The sequence below is a fragment of the Vibrio jasicida CAIM 1864 = LMG 25398 genome (genome assembly GCF_000400365.1).
Classification (GTDB): domain Bacteria; phylum Pseudomonadota; class Gammaproteobacteria; order Enterobacterales; family Vibrionaceae; genus Vibrio; species Vibrio jasicida.
The window spans coordinates 1-21,027 of sequence record NZ_BAOG01000123.1; the positions used below are offsets into that span (position 1 = coordinate 1).

The 21,027-nt window shown below is 43.3% G+C and carries 25 protein-coding genes; 21 read left to right on the forward strand and 4 right to left on the reverse strand.

The window, feature by feature from the left end:
• Window positions 1-242 precede the first annotated feature (242 nt).
• The 9 genes from VJL_RS23995 (at window position 243) to VJL_RS24035 (ending at window position 4,802) form a co-directional block, all read left to right on the forward strand.
• A complete protein-coding gene (locus tag VJL_RS23995) occupies window positions 243-458 on the forward strand; it encodes a hypothetical protein (RefSeq protein WP_227741164.1) in 216 nt (71 codons plus the stop codon).
• Between the two features lie 292 nt (window positions 459-750).
• A complete protein-coding gene (locus VJL_RS30065; protein ID WP_227741165.1) occupies window positions 751-1,218 on the forward strand; it encodes a transposase in 468 nt (155 codons plus the stop codon).
• A 280-nt stretch (window positions 1,219-1,498) separates the two neighbouring features.
• Window positions 1,499-1,696, forward strand: coding sequence for a hypothetical protein (locus VJL_RS30070; RefSeq protein WP_227741166.1), 198 nt, complete (start codon window positions 1,499-1,501; stop codon window positions 1,694-1,696).
• Window positions 1,690-1,914, forward strand: a complete 225-nt coding sequence (locus VJL_RS30075) for a DUF6973 domain-containing protein (protein ID WP_227741167.1) — start codon at window positions 1,690-1,692, stop codon at window positions 1,912-1,914. Before VJL_RS30070 ends, VJL_RS30075 begins: the two co-directional genes overlap by 7 nt.
• Window positions 1,911-2,297 (forward strand): hypothetical protein, encoded by a 387-nt coding sequence (locus VJL_RS24015; RefSeq protein WP_038881829.1) that lies wholly within the window; start codon window positions 1,911-1,913, stop codon window positions 2,295-2,297. The genes VJL_RS30075 and VJL_RS24015 overlap by 4 nt, the downstream gene beginning before the upstream one ends.
• 525 nt (window positions 2,298-2,822) lie before the next feature.
• Window positions 2,823-3,305: a hypothetical protein gene (locus VJL_RS24020; RefSeq protein ID WP_152436683.1), complete on the forward strand. Its 483-nt coding sequence runs from the start codon at window positions 2,823-2,825 to the stop codon at window positions 3,303-3,305.
• Window positions 3,306-3,461: 156 nt separating this feature from the next.
• A complete protein-coding gene (locus tag VJL_RS24025) occupies window positions 3,462-3,767 on the forward strand; it encodes a hypothetical protein (RefSeq protein ID WP_038881831.1) in 306 nt (101 codons plus the stop codon).
• 195 nt (window positions 3,768-3,962) lie between these two features.
• Window positions 3,963-4,208 (forward strand): hypothetical protein, encoded by a 246-nt coding sequence (locus VJL_RS24030; RefSeq protein WP_038872154.1) that lies wholly within the window; start codon window positions 3,963-3,965, stop codon window positions 4,206-4,208.
• Window positions 4,209-4,412: 204 nt separating this feature from the next.
• A complete protein-coding gene (locus VJL_RS24035) occupies window positions 4,413-4,802 on the forward strand; it encodes an MAPEG family protein (RefSeq protein ID WP_038881832.1) in 390 nt (129 codons plus the stop codon).
• A gap of 75 nt (window positions 4,803-4,877) precedes the next feature.
• Here the strand turns inward: VJL_RS24035 and VJL_RS24040 are convergent, their stop codons facing one another.
• Complete coding sequence (locus VJL_RS24040; RefSeq protein WP_038872158.1) at window positions 4,878-5,108, reverse strand: PAS factor family protein; 231 nt, start codon at window positions 5,106-5,108, stop codon at window positions 4,878-4,880.
• Between the two features lie 467 nt (window positions 5,109-5,575).
• On the opposite strand from VJL_RS24040, the gene VJL_RS24045 reads away from it, so the two are divergent.
• From VJL_RS24045 to VJL_RS24055, 3 genes are read left to right on the forward strand one after another with little or no spacing between them, the layout of a single operon-like run.
• Window positions 5,576-6,157: a DUF1287 domain-containing protein gene (locus VJL_RS24045; protein ID WP_038881833.1), complete on the forward strand. Its 582-nt coding sequence runs from the start codon at window positions 5,576-5,578 to the stop codon at window positions 6,155-6,157.
• Window positions 6,158-6,171: 14 nt separating this feature from the next.
• A complete protein-coding gene (locus VJL_RS24050; protein ID WP_038872163.1) occupies window positions 6,172-6,834 on the forward strand; it encodes a Type 1 glutamine amidotransferase-like domain-containing protein in 663 nt (220 codons plus the stop codon).
• On the forward strand, window positions 6,812-7,333 hold the full coding sequence (locus VJL_RS24055; RefSeq protein ID WP_227741168.1) for a tetratricopeptide repeat protein: 522 nt from the start codon (window positions 6,812-6,814) through the stop codon (window positions 7,331-7,333). Before VJL_RS24050 ends, VJL_RS24055 begins: the two co-directional genes overlap by 23 nt.
• Before the next feature lie 478 nt (window positions 7,334-7,811).
• Here VJL_RS24055 and VJL_RS24065 read toward each other — a convergent pair whose 3' ends face one another.
• On the reverse strand, window positions 7,812-8,273 hold the full coding sequence (locus tag VJL_RS24065; protein WP_038881835.1) for a DUF417 family protein: 462 nt from the start codon (window positions 8,271-8,273) through the stop codon (window positions 7,812-7,814).
• 130 nt (window positions 8,274-8,403) lie between these two features.
• Here VJL_RS24065 and VJL_RS24070 point away from each other — a divergent pair, with 130 nt between their 5' ends.
• The 5 genes from VJL_RS24070 (at window position 8,404) to VJL_RS24090 (ending at window position 12,787) form a co-directional block, all read left to right on the forward strand.
• A complete protein-coding gene (locus VJL_RS24070) occupies window positions 8,404-8,880 on the forward strand; it encodes a GNAT family N-acetyltransferase (RefSeq protein WP_038881836.1) in 477 nt (158 codons plus the stop codon).
• On the forward strand, window positions 8,877-9,356 hold the full coding sequence (locus VJL_RS24075; RefSeq protein ID WP_038881837.1) for a GNAT family N-acetyltransferase: 480 nt from the start codon (window positions 8,877-8,879) through the stop codon (window positions 9,354-9,356). Before VJL_RS24070 ends, VJL_RS24075 begins: the two co-directional genes overlap by 4 nt.
• Window positions 9,357-9,567: 211 nt before the next feature.
• The gene (locus tag VJL_RS24080; RefSeq protein WP_038881838.1) at window positions 9,568-10,986 is read left to right on the forward strand and encodes an SLC13 family permease; all 1,419 of its coding nucleotides are present in this window, start codon (window positions 9,568-9,570) and stop codon (window positions 10,984-10,986) included.
• Window positions 10,987-10,989: 3 nt separating this feature from the next.
• On the forward strand, window positions 10,990-12,327 hold the full coding sequence (locus VJL_RS24085; RefSeq protein WP_038881839.1) for an ATP-binding protein: 1,338 nt from the start codon (window positions 10,990-10,992) through the stop codon (window positions 12,325-12,327).
• Window positions 12,314-12,787 (forward strand): response regulator, encoded by a 474-nt coding sequence (locus VJL_RS24090; RefSeq protein WP_038872181.1) that lies wholly within the window; start codon window positions 12,314-12,316, stop codon window positions 12,785-12,787. The genes VJL_RS24085 and VJL_RS24090 overlap by 14 nt, the downstream gene beginning before the upstream one ends.
• A 68-nt stretch (window positions 12,788-12,855) precedes the next feature.
• Here the strand turns inward: VJL_RS24090 and VJL_RS24095 are convergent, their stop codons facing one another.
• Complete coding sequence (locus VJL_RS24095; RefSeq protein WP_038881840.1) at window positions 12,856-14,565, reverse strand: putative bifunctional diguanylate cyclase/phosphodiesterase; 1,710 nt, start codon at window positions 14,563-14,565, stop codon at window positions 12,856-12,858.
• 458 nt (window positions 14,566-15,023) lie between these two features.
• Here VJL_RS24095 and VJL_RS24100 point away from each other — a divergent pair, with 458 nt between their 5' ends.
• The 4 genes from VJL_RS24100 (at window position 15,024) to VJL_RS24115 (ending at window position 19,843) form a co-directional block, all read left to right on the forward strand.
• Window positions 15,024-16,235 (forward strand): HD-GYP domain-containing protein, encoded by a 1,212-nt coding sequence (locus VJL_RS24100; protein WP_038881843.1) that lies wholly within the window; start codon window positions 15,024-15,026, stop codon window positions 16,233-16,235.
• Between the two features lie 326 nt (window positions 16,236-16,561).
• Window positions 16,562-17,188, forward strand: coding sequence for a LysE family translocator (locus VJL_RS24105; RefSeq protein WP_038881844.1), 627 nt, complete (start codon window positions 16,562-16,564; stop codon window positions 17,186-17,188).
• 207 nt (window positions 17,189-17,395) lie between these two features.
• A complete protein-coding gene (locus tag VJL_RS24110; RefSeq protein WP_038872193.1) occupies window positions 17,396-18,940 on the forward strand; it encodes a YjjI family glycine radical enzyme in 1,545 nt (514 codons plus the stop codon).
• A gap of 21 nt (window positions 18,941-18,961) precedes the next feature.
• Window positions 18,962-19,843 carry a YjjW family glycine radical enzyme activase gene (locus VJL_RS24115; RefSeq protein WP_038881845.1) on the forward strand — a complete coding sequence of 294 codons (882 nt, stop codon included), beginning with the start codon at window positions 18,962-18,964 and terminating at the stop codon, window positions 19,841-19,843.
• Between the two features lie 20 nt (window positions 19,844-19,863).
• Here VJL_RS24115 and VJL_RS24120 read toward each other — a convergent pair whose 3' ends face one another.
• The gene (locus VJL_RS24120; protein ID WP_050568891.1) at window positions 19,864-20,820 is read right to left on the reverse strand and encodes a LysR family transcriptional regulator; all 957 of its coding nucleotides are present in this window, start codon (window positions 20,818-20,820) and stop codon (window positions 19,864-19,866) included.
• Between the last annotated feature and the right edge of the window lie 207 nt (window positions 20,821-21,027).

Consider the following 21,027-nt stretch of genomic DNA (forward strand, 5'->3'; position numbering starts at 1 on the left):
GGCTTATGTGATTAAGGCGCTGTGCGGTAGCTTTTGTATTGCGTTACTCACACCTTAGCAAGGCGTTAGTTTGCAAGAGGAAAAACGCGCCTATATCGCAAGATCTAGTGGTAAAAGCTTAAAGTCGAAATTGTCATATCGGCACTTAATTTCAGTGTTAACTTGCGTGGTGTAAACTTAAAATTGGTATCGTTTCAACGGTTGATTTGTTCTTTGGTGCGGCGATTTTTGGGTTAACTGAGTTGAACTTTTTTGCTGAGACTCTGCTCGTTGAGTTTGTTGGAATAAAAGCCGATCTACTCGCTGAAGTGACGCTTTCTTTGGTGTGGCAAGTTCCACGTGGTTTCAGTGACTTTGTTGAAAGTCCGCATTGTGAGATTAACTTTCCAAAAGCGCTTTTTGGTGTTGTGAGTTCGTTTTCTGCGGCGTTGTTTGTTCCAAGTGGTTTCATCAAGTAGCCGCTTTGAGACTACGCCTGACTTAAGTGCATCAAAACACATAAAGCTTATTGTTTGCAAAGTTTAAAATAACGTAAAATAAACGCGTTGGGTTTGCAAACTAACAAACTGCTCAAGAGGGATTCGCAACGCGTGGCATTTTTACTATGCGTTGAATTTAGTGATTAAGGTGGTTTGCGGCGGCTTTTGTATTGCGTTGCTCACCCCTTAGCAGGGCGTTATGTGACCGAGTACCCCACGTTTAGTAGACACTTTACTAAGTTAGATCTAGGGTCTAATTGAGAGGTGATTTATGGCTAAACATCGTAATCCAGCGTACACCGAAGAGTTCCGCAAAGAAGCAGTGCGCTTGGCCAGTCTTCCTGGCCGAACGGCTGTCTCCGTTGCCAAGGAGCTGGGCATCAGTGCCCAGCAGATCCGGAACTGGAAGCGCCAGTTCACACGTCTATCTGATAAACAGTTTAACACCTTTTCCGGAGAAGTTTCTCCCTTATTGTTGGTTGCGCTAAAAGTTGAGCCTCAGAATACTTTACTTTTACTATCTGAAAGCCCAGAGTCTTTTGACAAATGGTTAAATGAGCTAGATGGTATGGTGTTCACAGACCATACCTGCAATGAGGCGAATCGGTTAGAAAAGCTAAGAGTTGATTTATTAGCAGCAATGAAATCTTACTCTAGAAAACAGCCGGATAAGCTAAAATCAATGGCTGACGCACTTATTGAAAGGTTGGAGGTTATAAACGTGAGCGTGATAGATTAAGCCAATGCTAGCAGCCAGCTAACAAAGCATTTAAGATTGATTCGCAACGCGTGGCATTTTTACTATGCGTTAGTTTTAGTGACTAAGGTGGTATGCGGCGGCTTCGGTATTGCGTTGCTCACCCCTTAACAAGGCGTTATGTAGCCGAGTAAGTTCGAAGATGTAATTGATAATCATGTAACTGTGCTTTCCTTCTCAAGGTCTTATTTTTAATCAGTTTTTAGTAATGTAGATTTGCTTTAAAAGTGTAGGCTAGTTTGTGTTTAAATGCGGAGGTCTCATGGTTAAACATATTTATCAACAATACAATTCTCTTAAAGAAGGTGAAAAAGAGTATCTTACATTAAACCCTCACCATGCTATAGCAATAAAAGAAGCGAAAGATGTTGCTTTTTTCGAAACAGAATCTCGCTTTGGCATTAATGGACACAATGATAAAGCGATGCATTTCGTCATTGTTTTTGGTCTGCGATGCTAGCTCGTGACATTGGATACAAAAATGCTCTCGAATTTACGACAGCACATGAAGACTTTCCGGAAAACCCAGAAAATGAAAAGGTCATGGATTTACACAATAATAAAGTTGGTATTCGGTTAGGGTTATCAATGGCGAGTAATGATAAACTTGCACATTATTGTTACACTTCATTGCTAGCAGGTCGTCTTAAGGTAATAAAGAAAGAGAAGAAAAAATGAAAAAATTGGTTATGATTTTCTTTATTTTACTTCAAGTATCCTGTTCAGATACAAATGATATACAACTAAGATTAAATGACAGTAGTGTCGATTTTTCTGAAGTTGTCGAAGGTGATTGGAATCGAGTCTGTTTTTTAGGTCCGTACTCCAATAATACTGCTGCTCGTTCTTTGCTGGGATTCGACTGGGATGCTGAGAATCTAAGTAGAATATCAGATTTAGATAGTATTACACTTTTATTATTTGCTAATGATGACGAAGTTATTAAATATAGTGAATTATCAAGGGAAATTGATTTTTCACTTTTTAGTAATACATGTATAAAACGTACTGAGGCAAAATTTAGCATTGGTGTGAATGATGTAGTCAATGTAGGAAGGTAAAAATAAAAGTCACCTTGGTTGTAACACATAACAAATTGCTTAAGATTGATTCGCAACGCGTGGCATTTTCACTATGCGTTGGTTTTAGTAGTTAAGGAGGTATGCGGCAACTTCGGTATTGCGTTGCTCACCCCTTAATAGGGCGTTATGTGACTCTTCTGTTAATTTCATTGATTTGATAACTAGAATAAGATAGGTGAAAGAACTAGATGAAGTTAAATTAAATCTAAAGCGTTCAAAGCAGGCACTTGAAAATTGTTTCCTTATAGATCAACGAAGTACCCTAATATATATGATCTACAAAATATTCCCGGTAGAATATTTATTCTAAGCCATGCTGGAAATTATCACAAAGATGCTCTTGGGTGTTTGATATCAGGTAAAATGTGGGGGGTGTGGCCAAATCTCATTACTATGTAGGTAATAGTAAATCGGTTCTTAAAGAAATTTATGTTGAAATCGTGAGCTATGAAAAATTACCATAAATATATCTAATAAACTGGAGCAGAAATAATGATAAGGAATATGGTAATTCTTATATTGTCCGCTTTTTGTTCAGGGCTGCTGCATGCTAAAACCCCAGAGGTAAGTCTTTTGCATAACTGGATGATAGAAAACTACAAATCTATTGAACCGAACCTTGAAAAAAAAGAAGCTTTGGAAACAATTCCTACACTTTTTTCTTTGGTAGAAATTTGGAAATGTAGAGACGGGGCTATTTCTGGAGAAGTTTCACCTTTATTGATGGTTGCACTAAAAGTTGAGCCTAAGAATACGTTACTTTTATTATCCGAAAGCCCAGAGCCCTTTAACGATTGGCTAAATGAGTTAGAAGGGATGGTGTTTACAGACCTTACTGGTAATGAGGTAGCTCGGTTAGAAAAGTTAAGAATTGATGTATTGGCAACAATGAAATCTTACTCTAGAGAGCAACCGGATAAGTTAAAACCGATGGCTGACGCTCTTATTGAAAAGTTGAAAGCTATAAGAGTGAGCGGAATAGATTAAATCAGTGCTAGCAGCCTGCTAACAAAGCATTTGAGAGTGGCTCGCAGCGCGTCGCATTTTTTATGCGTTTACTTTTTTCTCAACGTGGTTTGTAGAGGTTGTTGTATTATGGCGATCTCACTTTAACAAATCGTATGGCTACTCAAGGGCGTATATATGTCGTTTTGGATTTTAGTTCCACTTTTATTTATTCACCTTGGTTTGGGTGGATTGATTGCTTTTGGTTTGGTTTTTTTGGTTTGCGCAGAGCGCCGAGTTTCAATTTCTAAGTTTAATAATGATGTTTGTGTGGCTTTGTGGTTTGCATATAGCATATCAATATTCGCTAGTGTTGTTTTAGTTTCTTATTACCACTTAACAAATGGTCAGGCTTCTTACTATTTTTGGCTCGCAATGCCTTGGGCTGTATTGGTTGTTCTGATTACGTACTGGAACGCAACAGCCGTCAAAGTTGAAGAGTAAACGATTCAAAATTTATTTATCTAACCACATACGTACCATCCAATAATCTAAGTGATTCCTGCTTCAATGGTGTCCATGTTACATCATTAACGCTTCACAATGTGTCTTCTGGACTAAATTCAAAATTGCATTGACGATATGATTAACTGTAGGATTGTACTCAACCTTTGTTCTTTAAGTTTACAAGGAGTGTTAATGAAAAAGGTCGAACAGTTTGAGTCCAGATTAAAGAAAATAGATGTCTTCCTGACGGTTGTTGTAGCGTTATTTGCTGCTTTTGGTGTATTTTCATCTATAGCATCTGGGATCCAGTTTGGTTTAGGGCTGATTATTTCCGCTTTGATGTTATGGGTGACTAAATTTTTTGTATGCGGTATTTCATATACCTTCATACAAATAGCTAAGAATACGAATCCTAACACTATTGATGAAGACGCCTAATTGATAAGGCTCTTACCATTCATTATGGTATAAACGTTTGCCATAGAGAGTCCACTTCTAAGGAACAACTTATGGAACGAGTTTACAATTGACTTGTACTAATGCAGTCAAATTAGGTACTAAATCATGAGTAATCCGGCTTATAGTGAAAGTATCGCTCATAATTTTAGAATTAACCTCTCGCGGTACCAACTAGGATGAAACATGGATATTTTGATTTTTTGTCTAATCGTAGCGGCTTTCTTACCTTATGTAGCCAAAATACCTGTGGCAATTGCTATGCATAAAGCGGGCGGCTATAACAATAATTACCCTCGCGAGCAGCAAGCTGGCTTGAAAGGATTTGGCGCTAGAGCATTAGCGGCACATCAGAACGCTTTTGAATCTCTGATAGTTTTTGCCTCTGCTGTTCTACTTGCAATATCGACAGGTGCAGTAAATGAGAAGATTCAGCTCTTAGCGTTAGCGCATATCGTTTTTAGAATCGCTTACCATGTTCTTTATTTATTGAACTTCGGTGTTTTACGGTCAATTTCTTGGGCAATCGCGATGGGGAGTGCGTTTGGGATTATGGGGCAGTGTATCTCTGGTTGAGGACAGAGGAGAGTTTATTTCCTTGAAGAAAAACGGCCCGCCAGGGGAGTAGGGCCGTTAAAAGTGCAAAGTTGATTAACGTTCAGGAGTCGCTAATAGTCTAACTGCACTATCTACCGCATTGTCGATACCTTGACGACTTTCCAGTTTACCAGAGCTCGCAGGACCGAGTGCACATGCATACAGAGCAAGCTGCTTATCAAAGGGCAGATCTAACTGCTCATAAAGGTTCTGGCGTATTTTCGCGTGGTGTTCTGGTTCTTGGTTAGCAAGGTTGACAAGCGTGTCATAAATAAGCGTTTTCATATAATTCCTTTTTTATTGCACGGGGTGCATATGTATTGTATGCGATTACAATTCGAAATTCAGAAGCCCCAATCACAGAAAAGTGGTCTGATATAAATTCGTGGTGCGAAGTAATAAAGTCGTTGGTGGGAGTTAAATAACTTGTAAATCATAGTGATAGGAATTCACTCTTCGTAGCTTCGTTGCTTGTTTACAACCGGGAAAGTTGTTCATGTGGTCGAAAAAGCGTAAAGCTAATCTCGGGGTAGCTTTTTGATTCTGGTCGTACAAATTATATGAAATCAATTTGAAGCGTGTCCTACATTAGATAAAAAGCCCGTCGGTGAATTTGACTCTACCGAGAAGTTTACGCAGTTTAAAAGCAATTCTTATTGGTCTTATCGAACAACCTAAAGTCAATCTCTCTGCAACCGATAAAATAGTGTTGAAGTATTGGGTGGCTTTGATGAAAAGGACTTTAACTTGTTATGGGAAAATTCATTGTCATGTGGGCGGTTCTTGTTAGCTTGCCAGCTATAGCAGAACAACCTATTTTGCTTGCTGAGGCAGCAAAAGAACGAACACAGTACGACATTACTTATGATGGAAGTTATTACCAAATTGGCTACCCGAATGGCGATGTTGCTTCTGATATCGGGGTGTGTACCGATGTTATTATTCGTAGCTATAGAAAACTAGGTGTCGATCTCCAAGTCCTTGTTCATGAAGACATGAGAGATAACTTTTCTGCATATCCATCCAAACGAATCTGGGGCTTAACTCGTACTGATAGAAATATTGATCATCGCAGAGTTCCAAATTTACAAATGTTCTTTCAACGTCATGGGGTAGAAATACCTATCTCGAATGATGGTCATAATTTCAAGTCAGGTGACATTGTCACGTGGATGCTCCCTGGGAACCTCCCTCATATTGGTATCGTTGCCGATGACTTATCGACAGACAAACGACGACCTTTGATTGTTCACAATATAGGAGGAGGTGTCGTACTGGAGGATATGTTGTTTGATTATCCTATAACCGGTCATTATCGGTTTGAGCCAAAATAGAAGGAAGTCAACTTTTGGAAAAACATTGTGTCGTATTGGGTGGAGGCGGATGGATGATGGGAGAGCTCCCAAGCCAACTCGACCAATACATTTTGTCACTAGTGGGAAAGAATAACCCTAAAATCTGTTATCTCTCGACCGCCACCGGAGATTCGGAAGAAGTCATCACCCGTTTCCACAATGCTAAGCTGAGCGAACACCTTACACACTTTCCTCTGTTCAAGTTAGAGAAAGGCTGGCGAACCAAGTTGCTAGAGCAAGATGTGATTTACGTTGGCGGTGGCAATACCCGTTCTATGCTGGCTCTATGGAAAGAATGGGGTATCGACGACATTCTCAAAGAGTGTTACAACCGCGGCATCATACTTTGTGGGATGAGTGCAGGCGCCATTTGTTGGTTTGATTATGGGATTACAGACAGCGATCCAGAGGCTTACTCCATCATCAAAGGCATCGGTCTTTTACGAGGTTTAGCATCGGCTCACTTTATTGAGAACGACGAGAAACACGACCTATTCGAGCGCTTTGCTCATAGTCATCTTGATGCGACCTGCTACGGCCTCAGTGATTATGCCGCGCTGCATTTTGTTGATGGTAAGCCAAGCAAAGTCATTTATAGCAGTGAGGACGCACAAATCACAATCCGAAATGGCAATGATGAAATTTCAAAGAGATAGGCCCAGCTTAGGTGCGGTTACTCGATTGTGTAAAAGCGGGAGTAAATGTCTTCTCTTTTGGTTTCGAAGGCACTCAGAGGCGTTACAGTGGCAACAAATTTTGTTGTCTGACAGCTTACGAGTGCTAGGCAACTACCGAGCATCAATAACTATTGGGGAGCGTGTCGCGAAAAGTGCTTTGGACCATAAGCATCAATTTTGGGCTTTGCACGTTGTCGCAACATCAAAACAGTATATAGGGGACTATGATGAGGCGACGAGCGTGTTTATACAAAGCCAAGCGTTTGCCTCTGAGCTGTATTTGAGCTTTAGTTATCAGCATTTGGGCAAGTTGTATGTAGAGCATGGGCGATTGAAAGAGGCAGAATCGCTGTTTAATGCGGCTCTCAACATCAGAAAAAAATACGACAAGCCCCTTCTGAAGGCATCAACGTTAAAGGCGCTGGAAGGATTAAATGCGCTAAGAGAGCACGGAACAAGGAGTGTAGATGAACCGTAAGATTTGGCTTTTTCTAGCCATTGTATTGCTAAGTGGACCTTCCGTGTTACCTATTAGCCTAGAAGTATTCTTTCTCGTTGAGTTAGTTGGTTTTCTAGGAATATGGTCAATCTGTTCCAGCTATTTGCACGCTATCTGTGCTCACCCTTTTACCCGGCGATTTTGGGCATGTTTTTCAAGCCCAGAGCAGCATTTACTTACTCACCTTCAAATAATGGAACTGATACGTTATCCGTCTCTCCTCGTTCATATGTTGCCTTATCGAAGCGTCATCGCGTGGTCCGTCCCTTTATTCGCTGTTGCTCAGTTTCTGACTGGCCTTCGTTTTTAATGTAGAAACTCATCAATAGGCTCTACTGATACTATTGGGGTGGACAATAAGCTGTGATGATGTCGGGTTAAACGTTTTTACGGCAAACAAAAGCGCCATATCGTCATGGCGCTTTCTCTTTTCTATCTCTCGATACTTTTCCTAAAACTAGGCGATAGCTGGCGTCAAACTTGGTTTGTTTCGCTCAACCACGCTGATTGAAATCGCTAAGAACAGAATATCTTTTACAAGGAAAAAGTTCGCGATCAAAACACCGTCGGAAATTTTCCATGTATTTGGTGTCGTAACTAGGAAGCTCAGTGTCGCGAGGAAGATAACGCTTGCAGCGATACCGGACCAGTAGGCTACGGTTGGTTTTTTCAATCCAACCAATAGGCCGAGTGCGACGATGATTTCGGTTAAGCCAATGATATTAGACACGGCTTGAACGGAAATGATGCCATATAGCCAAGACATGGCAGGGTGATTTACCACCAAAGGTTCAATGAGTTTTGCTTCGGTTGGAGTGAATTTATAAATACCTAACCAAATAAGAACAAGGGCAACGCCAAATACGCCAAGGTAATAACCAAATTGTGTCGGTTTTTGGGAAACAGATGATGCATGCATAATAACTTCTCCTATAAAAGCATGTTTTTAAATGACCGACGGTTGAAATATAAAATTCTTGAATTTATGGTTATATAAAATAACGAATATCTATATAGCGAATAATTAAGCAATAAAAGGGTTAGCTTAAATGGAATTTGTCCCTGTCGATTTATCTCTTCACTTGGATTTATGCATCGCGTTTCGCAGAGATGCGTATGAGGTGAGTTTTGGCCATCAGGATGGGTTTGATACCCAAGAAATCACCTCTTGGTTTACGTCGATTGCGAAAGATCCCCAAGCAGGCTTCTTTCATGTCATCAAAGACAATCAAATCGTTGCGCAGTTGGAGTGTCGATATCCAGTTTTAGACGAGGAAGGACGTAAATTCGGTTACATCAATTTGTTCTATTTACTGCCCGAATTCCGTAATCAAGGGCTCGGTAGGCAACTGCAAGATTTTCTACTTAAACTTTTTGCCAATCACGGCTGCGGGTATGCGAGACTGAGGTATATTCCCGGAAATGACGCAGGTGAACGTTTCTATTACAAAAATGGTTGGCGTCCGGTGGGAGAACCAGGTGAACGTGGCCAATTAATGCAGATCGATTTATTGGAGGACGTATGATCATAATTCGTGACTTTCAAGAAGAAGATGCCCCGAAACTTTGGGCACTTTTCTTTAACACGGTCCGAAACGTCAATCGCAGAGATTATACCGAGCAACAAGTGAAGGCTTGGGCGCAAGAGGGATTTGACTCCCAACTGTGGTTAAAGAAGATGGTATCTATCCAGCCGTTTGTCGCTGTGCTAGATGGTGTCATCGTTGGTTATAGCGATGTGCAGCCTAGTGGATTAGTCGACCACTTTTTTTGCCATCATGAATATCAAGGGCAAGGCGTAGGGCGTGCATTGATGACCCATGTACTCGAGCAAGCAAAGGCAAAAGGGCTGACGCGAATCTACTCAGAAGTGAGTGTTACCGCTCGTCCTTTCTATGAGCACATGGGTTTTATTGTTGTAAACGAGCAGCAAATCGAAGTCCGTGGTGCTACGTTAACCAACTATGTAATGGAAAGGCGGTTAGACAAAAAAGATGTGTGATCAATAAATAATCCTCGCTCAATTAGTGAGCTTGAACACAGATACCGCATGTTTTCTGCGGTGAATAAGAGTTCATTGATCTAACACCAGAATTTCTCCTCAAAAGCGCGCGCATAATTTCTCTTCGGAGTGGCGAAAAAGGAAGCCAGTTAAAACAGCTCCTTACGTCAGTTATCTCACGGCAAACCATCTCAGGAAGAGAAGTAGTACTATGCGCCCTTATCTCAAATACATCATCCCAACGGTGATCCCTTTGCTCATTTTGCTGATGCCACTGTCAGCGTTTCCATTCGAAGGCATGACCATCATTCAGCAGCGTGTTATCGCGATATTTTTGCTTGCTGCACTCTGTTGGGTATTTGAACCGATCCCAATTTACGCCACCTCTGTGGTGATCATCGTGCTTGAGTTGTTGCTCGTTTCCAACAAGGGCCTGATTTTCTTTCGGCTTGATGAAGGGGAGCCTCATTTTGGTGAGTTACTGCAATACAGTGACATCATGGCGACGTTTGCTAGCCCAATCATCATGCTGTTCTTAGGGGGATTCTTCCTCGCGATGGCGGCCACCAAGTATCGATTGGACGTCAACTTAGCGCGCGTGCTGCTTAAGCCGTTTGGACAAAACCCGAAATACGTCATGCTGGGTTTAATGCTGATTACTGCAATCTTCTCGATGTTCATGTCGAACACAGCAACGACGGCAATGATGTTGTCCATCTTGACGCCGGTTATCGCGGTGTTTGGCCCGAAAGATCCAGGGCGCATTGCGTTTGCGTTGTGTATCCCAGTCGCGGCAAACATTGGCGGTATTGGTACTCCAATAGGTACACCACCGAACGCGATTGCATTGAAATACCTAGTGGGTGATAACCTTATTACCTTCGGTGAATGGATGGTATTTGGCGTCCCGTTTGTCATTGTGATGATGGCACTAGCATGGTTCCTGATCGATTTTCTCTACAAAGCTGAGACGACCAAAATTGACCTCAACATCAAGAGTAAATTCTTGAAAACACCGAAAGCCATCATTGTGTACATCACGTTTGCAGGCACGATTCTGCTTTGGTTGATGGGCTCGGCGCACGGTATGAACTCATACACGGTGGCTTTAATTCCGGTCGCGGTATTTTCACTGACGGGCATCATCAACAAAGAAGATCTAAAGAAGATTTCTTGGGACGTGCTTTGGTTGGTATCTGGCGGTATTGCGTTGGGTCTTGCACTAGACAAGACAGGTTTGGCGAGGTTGGTGGTTCACAGCATTCCATTTGATGAATTCTCGCCTTATGTGGTGCTGTTTGGCGCTGCGTTTTTGTGTTTGGTTATGGCGAACTTTATGTCTCACACGGCGACGGCCAACTTACTGATGCCAATCATGGCGGCGCTTGGTACCTCAATGGCATCGTTAACACCACTCGGTGGAGAAGTGACGTTGATTCTCGTAGTGACCTTTGCAGCTTCGCTTGGTATGTCTCTGCCAATCAGTACGCCACCAAATGCGTTGGCTCATGCGACAGGGCATGTGCAAACTAATCAAATGGCGCGTGTTGGTGTCGTGTTAGGTGTAGTAGGTGTATTGCTCAGTTTCTTGATGGTGTGGATCCTTCACACCGTTGGACACATTGGTTAAGTCATGTACGAAAGTAAATTAGATACGCTGGTGGAGCGTTATTTCAATCATATCGAGCGTCGCATTACGGTATCGGCAGGCTCGGTATTGATTGAGCAAGACGGCTACAACGAGCGGCTCTACTACGTGCTGTCTGGCGAGCTTGCCGGTTATTTCTCTGAGGATAGCAAAAAGCAGACTCAGGTGTTTGCGGCGTCTAAGGGCGCGTTTATTGGCGTACACAGTTTCTTCTCTGGAACGTGGACTGCCTCTTCGACTGTGATTGCACAAACGGACGTTGAATTAGCGTGGATTGAGCGCAATACGCCAGCGGTAGAAGCACGTAAGTATGGTCCTTTAACTGCACAGTTTATGCCGGTGATGGTCAACGAGCTTTCTCGCCGTCAACGCCGAGCGATGCAAGAAGCGCTGGGTAAAGAGAAGGCATTGCAAAAGCTGCATACCGCAGAGCAAATGACAACACTTGGCCAACTTGCAGCAGGCATCGCCCATGAGCTCAACAATGCCATTGGTGTGGTGAGCAGTAAATCAGAGCGTTTGGAGTCGGTGATCATGGGATTGCTCGAAGAGGTCCATCCAGAGGCAAGCCAGTTCTTCGATTTCGGTTTGATGCAAGGGCAGAAAATCTCATCGAGTGAAGCAAGAACGCGAGGGCGCCATTTTGAGAAGTTCTATGGTTTGCCAAAAGATCTGGCCCGAGAATTAGCTCGCGCTGTGCCAACCGATTATCTCAATGAGCATTGGTTAAAGCGTCCAGAAGAAGCGATTCGTTACTGGCAGATGGGCCGAGACTTGCACGACTTACGCATTGCCTCAAAGCACACCGTTGGCATTGTGAAGTCAGTGAAGCAATTAGGTCGTACCGACATAGACAAAGAAGAAGGGCTCAGAGTTAATGACTCGATAAACCAAGCACTTGCATTGCTACAAAGCGATTTAAGACGTGTAAGTGTGCGTTTTAGTCCGGCTGATTTACCTCTGTTCGTAGGCTCGCAAACCGAACTGGTGCAAATCTGGGTCAACATTTTGAAGAACGCTTGTGACGCGCTAAGAGAGACTGAGTCACCAGCGATTGAGATACAAACGCGGGTAAGCAAGAACAAGATTCTAGTGACTATCACCAACAATGGTCCTGAGATCGACGAAGTTACACGTAGAAAGATTTTCCGACCAAACTTCACCACTAAGAAAGGTGGTCTGTCGTTTGGATTGGGGTTAGGGCTGTCGATAGTGAAACGCATCGTGGCGGGTTATAACGGCTCAACCGCGGTGAAAAGTGACAGTGAAAAAACCATATTTAGAATTAAACTACCGGTAGAGGATGAACATGGACAAGCTTAATTTAATTTGCGTTGATGACCAGCGAGAGGTGTTAAGCGCGGTTCTGCAAGACTTACAGTCGTTAGGCCAATGGCTCAACATTGAAGATTGCGAGTCTGCCGATGAAGTACTTGAATTAATGGATGAGTTAGATGCAGACGGAGAGATGATTGCGCTTATTATTTCTGACCATGTGATGCCAGGTAAAACTGGTGTGGAATTGTTAACAGAAATTTCTAAAGACAGTCGTTTTCTACGCACTCGAAAAGTATTGCTAACCGGGCAGGCGACGCACACGGACACCATCAATGCGATTAACTCTGCGGGTATCGACCGTTACTTCGAAAAACCTTGGCAGGCAGAGCAATTGGTAGAGTGTGTGAGAAACTTGGTGACAAAGTACATCTTCGATATGGGCTTAGACTACACCGAATACCACGAGCACTTAGATCAGAATGTCGTGTTTGACCGCTTGAGATAATCGAATGCTCCTGAGCTGAGTAGGATGTTTAGCTCAGGATGCATTCTCGCGATTTTTAACTGGAGTGATTATTGACTCAAGGTGTATCGACTCGCACTTGCGACAGATAAAGGTTTAGAAAACCAGAAGCCTTGCAGGTAATCGACACCCATCTCAGCAAAAAAATCGCGCATTTTAGCATCTTCAATTCCTTCGATGACCACCTCAATGTTCTGCTCAAAACACATGCTGATCAAGAATTTCAAGTACTCTCGAGACGAACGGTTTGTTAGAGTCTTCCATGCCATTAACTTATCTATCTTGATTTGCGTCATCGGTAAATCGAAGAAGCAATTCAAAGAACTGTAGCCTGCACCAAAATCATCGAGTGAGAGCGCAAATCCGAGTTCACTTAATGTGTTGAGGGGGGCGATAGCCGCTTGGTTATTATCCAGAATAAAGGTTTCTGTTAGTTCGAGAACAATCGCTTTGGGTTCGACGCCTGCCTTATCCGCCATTGCTTTTATCTTGCTCGGAAACTCACTATTGAGAAGCTGTAATACCGACACGTTCACGTTCACACGCACTTGGTTCTGATAACGTTCACGATAGCTTTTAATGAACTTGCAAGCTTTTTCAAAGACTTGGTACCCCAGCTCGACTATCAAGCCTTTATTTTCTGCGACAGGAATAAATTCATCAGGATAGATTTCACCAAACTCTTTACTGCGCCAACGTACCAGAGACTCGAAGCTGACCACTTGTAAATCGGATGCTCGGACAATCGGCTGAAATTTCACGCTCAGTGTTTTCTCTTCAAGTGCGTTTTTCAAACCCTGCTCGATAAAAAAGTAACGGTCCACCGCATGTTGCGTTTTTTGGCTGTATACCGCGATACGGTCTTTGTTTTTCTCGCTGGCATATTGACAGGTGCGCGCGGCCTTGCGGACAATTTCTTCAGCTGAGTGCTCAGGATCGATAGAAGGGTAGAGTCCGATACTGATATTACTGCCCAAATATTGGCCTTCTTCGACTACCGCATCATGATAATTCTGTTTGATGGTTTGTGCATAAGTGTGCAAATCTTCGAGTGGTATTTCATCGAGCACCAAAATAGCGAAATCATCATCATGAACACGGTAAACGGTGCAGTTGGGCGAAGGCAAATGGCTGAGTGTCTGCAATAGTTTCTCGACTAAGCCATCGACCAGCTCACTACCATACTGGTTGAGGTAAGATTTGATTTCTTCTATCTGGATATAAAAAATCGATGCTTGGCAACGGTTTGATTTCACGAGTTCATCGATATTGAGAAGCAGATGTGCACGGTTTGCCATACCGGAAGCGTTGTCATGAAAGGCCACTTGATGAATGTAGCTTTCCATTAGTTTTCGCTCAGAGATATCGCGATGGCTGCCGACCATATAGTGGCCGTGCTCGGTTTCTTTGGTCATCGCAACACCTTCAATCCATACGTATTGTCCGTTGGGTTTACGCAATCGATAGGTAGTGGTGACACGAGTGTTGTCGGTGTTGATATGGGCATCGACACGCTTAGACAGACGCTCCCTGTCTAAAGGGTGCACTAAGTCCAACCATCTATCTAGATTGATACGGCCCGCATTGATGCCAAATTGCTCATAGAATCGCTGGTTATAGAAAGCCATAGTGCCGAACTCATCCATGTAAAAGAGTCCTTCACTAAACACATCGAAGATGTGGATGAAGCGTTGCTCTACGATCTGAAGAAACTCACGATCGTGTTCGGAAATGGTTTGATCAACCTTGTTGGTGGTCAAGATGCTTCCTCCGCAATCCTAGCAGCGTTGAAGATAAATAGATAAGTCGAGCTACACGCTGATGACATTTTGGGCGGTTATCCTTTCACACTGCATACGAAACAAGTCGATTCAGGTTGGTTAGCTGTGATGTTAATGAGCTGACTTCGCTTATGTGGAATAGAAATTATATTAGAGTAATGCGACTAATAATCGGCATTTATAAAACTTAGTCAACAGTAAATACCATTTGTACGAAAGAGTTATTGATTCAACACCCAAATTATCAAAAATCAGACAAGAGATGATGATAAATTGGACTAAGTCCATAAATTAAAAGTGGTTTTTAGGGAGGCGAATGTCTCATATATTGACTTAATACTCATTAATTTTAATTGATAGTGAATTCTTATAACGATGAATGGTCAGATCCCTTATAATGCGTTTGCTAAATAATAGATGTTAACAAGTTTCGCGATATGCAGTACAAACCAGAAGACTCAATAAAAATTTCGATTGCAGATATCGGTATCGGTATGTTCGTTACTGCAATCGAACAAAATAAACGTGTGAACTTGGCCAATGCCGGACGCGTTTCTACTTCGCAAGGTATTAAAAAGCTGCAAGCCAGTGGGGTGAAGTTTGTGTGGGTTGATCAGAAACTTTCTGCTCAGGAGTGCGTGTTCAACCCTGTTGAAGAGGAACATGATGTCACGTTAGCGGCATCTGACGTTATTACAACACCGAAAATTCAGCGCGCGTTTCGTTCCCGAGAAGCCCAGCACAAGCGAGCCAAAAAACTGATTGCAGAAGCGAAAGGTTTAGCTCAAAAACTGCTGAACCAAACCTTTGAAGGCAAGATCATTGAAGTCGACGAAATTGAATCGTGGGCGGATGACATGATCGAAAGCGTATTTATTGATTCTGATGCGCTTCAATGTGTGTCTGCACTGCGGCAAAAAGACTCATATTTGCTTGAGCATTCCGTTAACGTCGCATGTTTGTTGGTATCTTTTGGTAAGCATTTAGGTTTGGATAAAGAAACGCTCAAACAGCTTGCTATCGGCGGGATTATTCATGATGTGGGTAAAATCAAAGTTGATGATGAGGTTTTACATAAGCCAGCACGACTCACACCTGAAGAATTCGAGCATATGAAGTTGCATCAGGTGTTTGCGGGTGAAATTATCGTGGGTGTGAAAGGGCTTGCCGATGTGAGCCGCGATGTATGCTTAATGCATCATGAAAAACTTGATGGTACCGGTTATCCACTAGGTTTATCTGGTGAACAGATCCCAATGCATGGCCGCATGAGCTGTATCGTCGATATTTATGATGCATTGACCGCAGACCGTGTTTACAAAAAGGGCATGAGTTCGGCAGAGGCGTTCAAAATCCTATTGAGTTTGACGCCATTCCACCTTGATCCTGAACTGGTGTACAAATTTATTAACTGCATCGGCGTTTATCCAGTCGGTTCTATTGTTCAGTTAAGTGATGGGCGTGTCGGTATTGTCTGGACATCGAATGAATCTCAAGCTCTGAAACCGATAGTGAAGTGTTTCTACTCTCGCAAATACAAACGCTATATTGATGTGGCAATGGTCGATTTGAAAAACAGCGCCCACACTATCGAAAAAGCAGTGGCGCCTTCGACGTTAGAAGTCGATCCGAAGCCATTCTACGATTAATGTGCAGTCAGTTTGCTTGTTTGTGATGCTTGTTCAATAAGTAATCACTTTACACGATTGCATATTATCAGTATGTTGATTGCATAACTAAACGACTTAACGTGAACGAGAAGATAGATAAATGGAGGCATGTTTGTTGCTCTGGCTTCTCGCTCTGGTTCCTTACTCTGAACGCTTATTGAGGAGTACGATTGGTTTTGAGTTAGTTCAGTTATGAGCAGAATGATGTGGAGCCCTCTACGTGATGTTTCATGGATAGAAACGTTGAGTAAGGCTGTTATCCCACGTGATTCACTCATTTATCCGTACATTGGAAAGGAGCGCCAATGCAACTCGATACTTGGATTTATTACACCCTCGCAATACTTGTCCTGACTGCCTCTCCTGGGCCTAGTTCGCTACTTTGTTTAAGCAAAGGTGTTAGCAGCGGATTTCGCCACGCCTTTATGACGGCACTTGGTAGCTTAGCCGCGATCACCATCATTCTTACTTTGTCTTTTACCGGTCTTGGTGTTGTGATTGCTTCTTCGGAGCTGGTCTTTAACATCATCAAGTGGTGTGGCGCAGCGTATCTTATTTGGCTTGGTATCCAAGCTCTACGATCCAAACAGACGGATTTTTCTCAAGCAAAGTTAGAACAGTCTTCTTCTAGTTATCTCAGCGCGTTTGTAAGTGGTTTTATCGTTGGTGCAAGCAACCCGAAAGCCATTGTATTCTTTACCGCGCTATTTCCTCAATTCATTGACCCTTCTGCATCGCTATTCACTCAATACATGATCTTTGCTAGTACGTTTGTGGTGTTCGAGCTGAGTTGGTTAACCTTCTATGGATTACTCGGTGTGAGGACATCAAACTGGTTATTTGCAAAGGGAAGAGCTAAATTGTTCAACCGTCTTACAGGTGGTGTCTTCATCAGCGCTGGTGTGGCTTTGTCGACCGCGCATCGAAGCTAAATAACCGCGGATTAATCTAAGCTATTAAATCCTAGACTAAATTAGAAAAACCTTATTTCCAAAATGGAAATCGGCGTTTTGGTTTTTTTCATTAGTGGCAAAGACTCTTGGAGCGTAAAATTCAACGCGTCCCCTCAAACGATGATTTGAAATCAACAAATGATTCGAAAGGGCGTATTCGTTGTATTTTCTCCAGGAACATCTTAGATGACTCAAAGCCTTTCTGATCTTCAGCAGCGTTTCCTTGCTATCGCGACCGATAGCAACTTGTCTCCAAAACAGAAATCAAACTTTCTTGCTTTGGAAGCCGAAGCCACAATTCCATATATGACCGTCTCTGACGAGGTAAGCCAAGCGATGCAGCAAGGCGTCATATGTGACATGTTTGAAGGTCACGCGCCGTTTAAGCCGCGCTATGTTTTGCCAGACTACGCAAAATTTCTTTCTCAAGGTTCTGAATACTTGGAGTTAGCTCCAGCAGAAGATTTTGATGATGCGATCAACATGTTGACCATCCTTTACCATCACGTGCCTTCGGTAACCAGCATTCCGGTTTACCTAGGTCAACTTGATGATGTGTTGATGCCTTACGTCGGTGATCTTACTGACGAGCAAATTTACAAAAAACTGAAACACTTCTGGATTATGCTGGATCGCACATTGCCAGATGCGTTTATGCACGTGAACATTGGTCCGACGGACAACATCATTTGCCGCACGATTTTGAAAGTTGACGCCGAGCTAAAACAGATCGCGCCAAACCTAACGTTCATGTACGACGAAGCAGTCACACCAGACGCTTTGTTAAAACAAGCAACACAAAACATTTGTGAGTGCAGCAAGCCACACATCGCGAATTACCCAATGCACGCGAATGCCTACGAAGGTGCTCGCTTTGGTATTGTGAGCTGCTACAACTCTTTGCCATTGGCTGGCGGTTCAAACACGTTAGTGCGTATGAACCTAAAAGAAGCGGCGAATCGTGCAGACAACCGTGAAGATTTCTTTAATAACGTGCTGCCAGAATATCACAGCTTGATGGTTGAGCTGATGGACGCACGCGCGTCACATTTGCATGAAAAATCTGAGTTCTTCAAAGGCTTTCTAACGCAAGAAGGCTTGATCGAAGAATCTCGCTTTGCGCCAATGTATGGCATCTACGGTATGGCAGAAGCAGTGAATGTGTTACTAGAAAAAGAGGGCAGTGCAAGCCGTTACGGCCAAGATGCAACGGCAAACGAGCTCGGTCACGCGATCTCGGCAAAATTGTCTGAATTGGTCGAAAGCACACCAGTGAAGTTTGGTCTAGAGGGCAAAGCACTGCTGCATGCACAAGGCGGTATCAGCCTAGATTTAGATGTAACACCGGGCGTTCGTATTCCTTACGGAAACGAACCAGATCCAGTGTCTTACGTGCAAGCAACGGCAGGTCATCACCAATACTACCGTTCTGGCATCAGTGACATTCTGACTATCGACGAAACAGTGAAATCAAACCCAGAAGCGATGTTCAACCTGTGCAAAGGCGCATTGAATGCTGGATACCGTGAGTTCACGGCAAACGTTGCGTCAAACGACTTGGTTCGCGTAACGGGTTACATGGTCAAACTGTCAGATATCGCAAAGTTCGATGCAGAAGGATCACGTACTAATACGACGTTCCTAGGCGCAGAAGCGGCGAAGAACACCGGTATTTTAGAGCGTTCACCACGTGTGGTGAGCCACGAAATGTCACCGACTTACGCTAAGTAATGGGTGACGGATAAGAATAAGATGACTAGACGTTCGGAAAACCTCTTGGCTAAGGTAACTCGTATCCTTCCGTTCTCTTGTGTTGATGGACCGGGAAACCGTCTAGTCATCTTTCTACAGGGTTGTAACTATCAGTGCATCAATTGCCACAATCCACACACCATCAATCACTGCAATCATTGTGGTGATTGTGTGAGTGAGTGTCCCGCTGGCGCACTGAAGTTCGACGAAAGCAACAACGTTGTTTGGCTTAAAGAGGAGTGCACCCACTGCGACCGTTGTATAGAGATATGTCAGCACCAATCTAATCCTAAAATTTCTGACTACTCTGTGGAGGCAATGCTCGATTTGATACGCAAACAGCGCTTTTTCATTAGCGGTGTTACTGTATCCGGTGGGGAATCTACCTTACAACTCCCTTTCATTATGGCGCTGTTTAAAGGGATCAAACACGATCCTGAATTGCAGCATCTCACTTGTTTCATTGATAGCAATGGTTCTTTATCCACCGTAGGTTGGGAAAGAGTCTTGCCGTACATGGATGGCGCGATGATTGATCTTAAATCGTGGCAAAGCGAAACACACTACTGGTTGGTCGGGCGAGATAACCACCGTGTATTCCAAACCATTCAGTATTTAGCGCAAGCAGGCAAGTTGTACGAAGTGCGTTTGCTTCATATTCCGAGTAAAAGCGATTTAGATACGGAAGTTGCAACGGTAGGGCATTATCTGCAATCTTTGCCAGAATCGGTCAACATTCGTTTGAATGCCTTTCAGCATCACGGTGTGACGGGTGAGGCTCTGGAATGGGAAAAATGTTCCCAAGATGAAATGAAACGCTTCCACGCTCAATTAAGTCAATTTGTCAGCAGACCAATGACCATGCCATCGGTCTACGTGTAGCGCAGTAAAGGTGAACCAGTTTAGAGTTTGTTCACTCTCGGTTTGCGGCATCCACCGAGGGTTTCACAAGCCTTAAGCACTTGTTGTTGTAGCCATCTTAAAGCGGGATCGTTCAGGCTCGCTTTATTCCACACCAAACTATACGCCACTTGTCCGTACTCAAACGGCAAAGGTCTCTCTACCAACCCCTTCGCTTGCAGTGCCATTCGCGCCCAAAGTTTCGAACAAGTGAACAGATAATCAGAGTGGTGGCACATTACCGCTGCCGATCCAAAATCGGCCACGTGCATCGCGACGCTGCGTTTAGCGTAACGCTGAGTTAAGTTCTGCTCAAAGTAAGGTTGGGACAAATCTTTATCGTGAATACCAATGTGTCTCGCACACAAGTAGTTCTCTACTGAAAGTTCTTCTTTCACTAACGGGTTATTGCTGCCCATCAAACAGATCATTTCGTCTTCTAGGATCGTCTGCCAAACCAAATCTTTGTTGTACGTCGGTGGTTGGCTGATGTCGTGCGGCAGAATCATAAAGTCGACTTGCCCACGGATCAGAGAATCAAAACTCATTTGTTCTTTTGCATACACATTGAGTTGTGCGCGGCTCCCCATTTGCTGAGACAAGTCTTGCAGCATGGGTGCGAAAATCTCGAAGGTACTTTCACGCATTGCCAAAGAAAAGCGACCTTCGTAATACGCCGGATTAAACGAGCCTTGGTAAAGCAAACCGTTCATGCTGGAAAGAATGCCATGAACAGAAGGACCGATGTTCAAAGCAAATGGAGTCGGGACTAAGCGAGTGCCATCGCGGTAGAAAAGGTCATCTTTAAGAATGTCGCGCAATTGGCTGAGCGTTTTACTCACGCTGGAAGGGGTCACGCAGAGCTGTTCCGCCGCTTGAGTCACGCTGTGTGTCGTGAGCAGCATGTGCAATACAGTAAGGTGTTTAAGGCTAATGCGTGAGAGTGTTATGTAATCCATTCGCAAGGCTAGGGTCTGTTTATCTTTCGTGGTTGAATTTTGTTCGAGATAAAAGCGTTTTAATCGCGGCGAGTCGATTGAAGCCTAGTGGCTCTAAGTAAAATTGACTCAACAAAGAATAAAACGCTTTTAGCCGAACCCTTTGGGCAGCGTTTGTAGGTGCTTTCTACTGCGTTATCGGCTTATCAGGTAGAATAGCTACATATC

What these genes read in the sequence shown, in the direction of transcription:
- VJL_RS30065 (WP_227741165.1), top strand. Translation starts at nt 751, where the DNA reads ATGGCTAAACATCGTAATCCAGCGTACACCGAAGAGTTCCGCAAAGAA.
- VJL_RS30070 (WP_227741166.1), top strand. Translation starts at nt 1,499, where the DNA reads ATGGTTAAACATATTTATCAACAATACAATTCTCTTAAAGAAGGTGAA.
- VJL_RS30075 (WP_227741167.1), top strand. Translation starts at nt 1,690, where the DNA reads ATGCTAGCTCGTGACATTGGATACAAAAATGCTCTCGAATTTACGACA.
- VJL_RS24015 (WP_038881829.1), top strand. Translation starts at nt 1,911, where the DNA reads ATGAAAAAATTGGTTATGATTTTCTTTATTTTACTTCAAGTATCCTGT.
- VJL_RS24020 (WP_152436683.1), top strand. Translation starts at nt 2,823, where the DNA reads ATGGTAATTCTTATATTGTCCGCTTTTTGTTCAGGGCTGCTGCATGCT.
- VJL_RS24025 (WP_038881831.1), top strand. Translation starts at nt 3,462, where the DNA reads ATGTCGTTTTGGATTTTAGTTCCACTTTTATTTATTCACCTTGGTTTG.
- VJL_RS24030 (WP_038872154.1), top strand. Translation starts at nt 3,963, where the DNA reads ATGAAAAAGGTCGAACAGTTTGAGTCCAGATTAAAGAAAATAGATGTC.
- VJL_RS24035 (WP_038881832.1), top strand. Translation starts at nt 4,413, where the DNA reads ATGGATATTTTGATTTTTTGTCTAATCGTAGCGGCTTTCTTACCTTAT.
- VJL_RS24040 (WP_038872158.1), bottom strand. Translation starts at nt 5,108, where the DNA reads ATGAAAACGCTTATTTATGACACGCTTGTCAACCTTGCTAACCAAGAA.
- VJL_RS24045 (WP_038881833.1), top strand. Translation starts at nt 5,576, where the DNA reads ATGGGAAAATTCATTGTCATGTGGGCGGTTCTTGTTAGCTTGCCAGCT.
- VJL_RS24055 (WP_227741168.1), top strand. Translation starts at nt 6,812, where the DNA reads ATGATGAAATTTCAAAGAGATAGGCCCAGCTTAGGTGCGGTTACTCGA.
- VJL_RS24065 (WP_038881835.1), bottom strand. Translation starts at nt 8,273, where the DNA reads ATGCATGCATCATCTGTTTCCCAAAAACCGACACAATTTGGTTATTAC.
- VJL_RS24070 (WP_038881836.1), top strand. Translation starts at nt 8,404, where the DNA reads ATGGAATTTGTCCCTGTCGATTTATCTCTTCACTTGGATTTATGCATC.
- VJL_RS24075 (WP_038881837.1), top strand. Translation starts at nt 8,877, where the DNA reads ATGATCATAATTCGTGACTTTCAAGAAGAAGATGCCCCGAAACTTTGG.
- VJL_RS24080 (WP_038881838.1), top strand. Translation starts at nt 9,568, where the DNA reads ATGCGCCCTTATCTCAAATACATCATCCCAACGGTGATCCCTTTGCTC.
- VJL_RS24085 (WP_038881839.1), top strand. Translation starts at nt 10,990, where the DNA reads ATGTACGAAAGTAAATTAGATACGCTGGTGGAGCGTTATTTCAATCAT.
- VJL_RS24090 (WP_038872181.1), top strand. Translation starts at nt 12,314, where the DNA reads ATGGACAAGCTTAATTTAATTTGCGTTGATGACCAGCGAGAGGTGTTA.
- VJL_RS24100 (WP_038881843.1), top strand. Translation starts at nt 15,024, where the DNA reads ATGCAGTACAAACCAGAAGACTCAATAAAAATTTCGATTGCAGATATC.
- VJL_RS24105 (WP_038881844.1), top strand. Translation starts at nt 16,562, where the DNA reads ATGCAACTCGATACTTGGATTTATTACACCCTCGCAATACTTGTCCTG.
- VJL_RS24110 (WP_038872193.1), top strand. Translation starts at nt 17,396, where the DNA reads ATGACTCAAAGCCTTTCTGATCTTCAGCAGCGTTTCCTTGCTATCGCG.
- VJL_RS24115 (WP_038881845.1), top strand. Translation starts at nt 18,962, where the DNA reads ATGACTAGACGTTCGGAAAACCTCTTGGCTAAGGTAACTCGTATCCTT.
- VJL_RS24120 (WP_050568891.1), bottom strand. Translation starts at nt 20,820, where the DNA reads ATGGATTACATAACACTCTCACGCATTAGCCTTAAACACCTTACTGTA.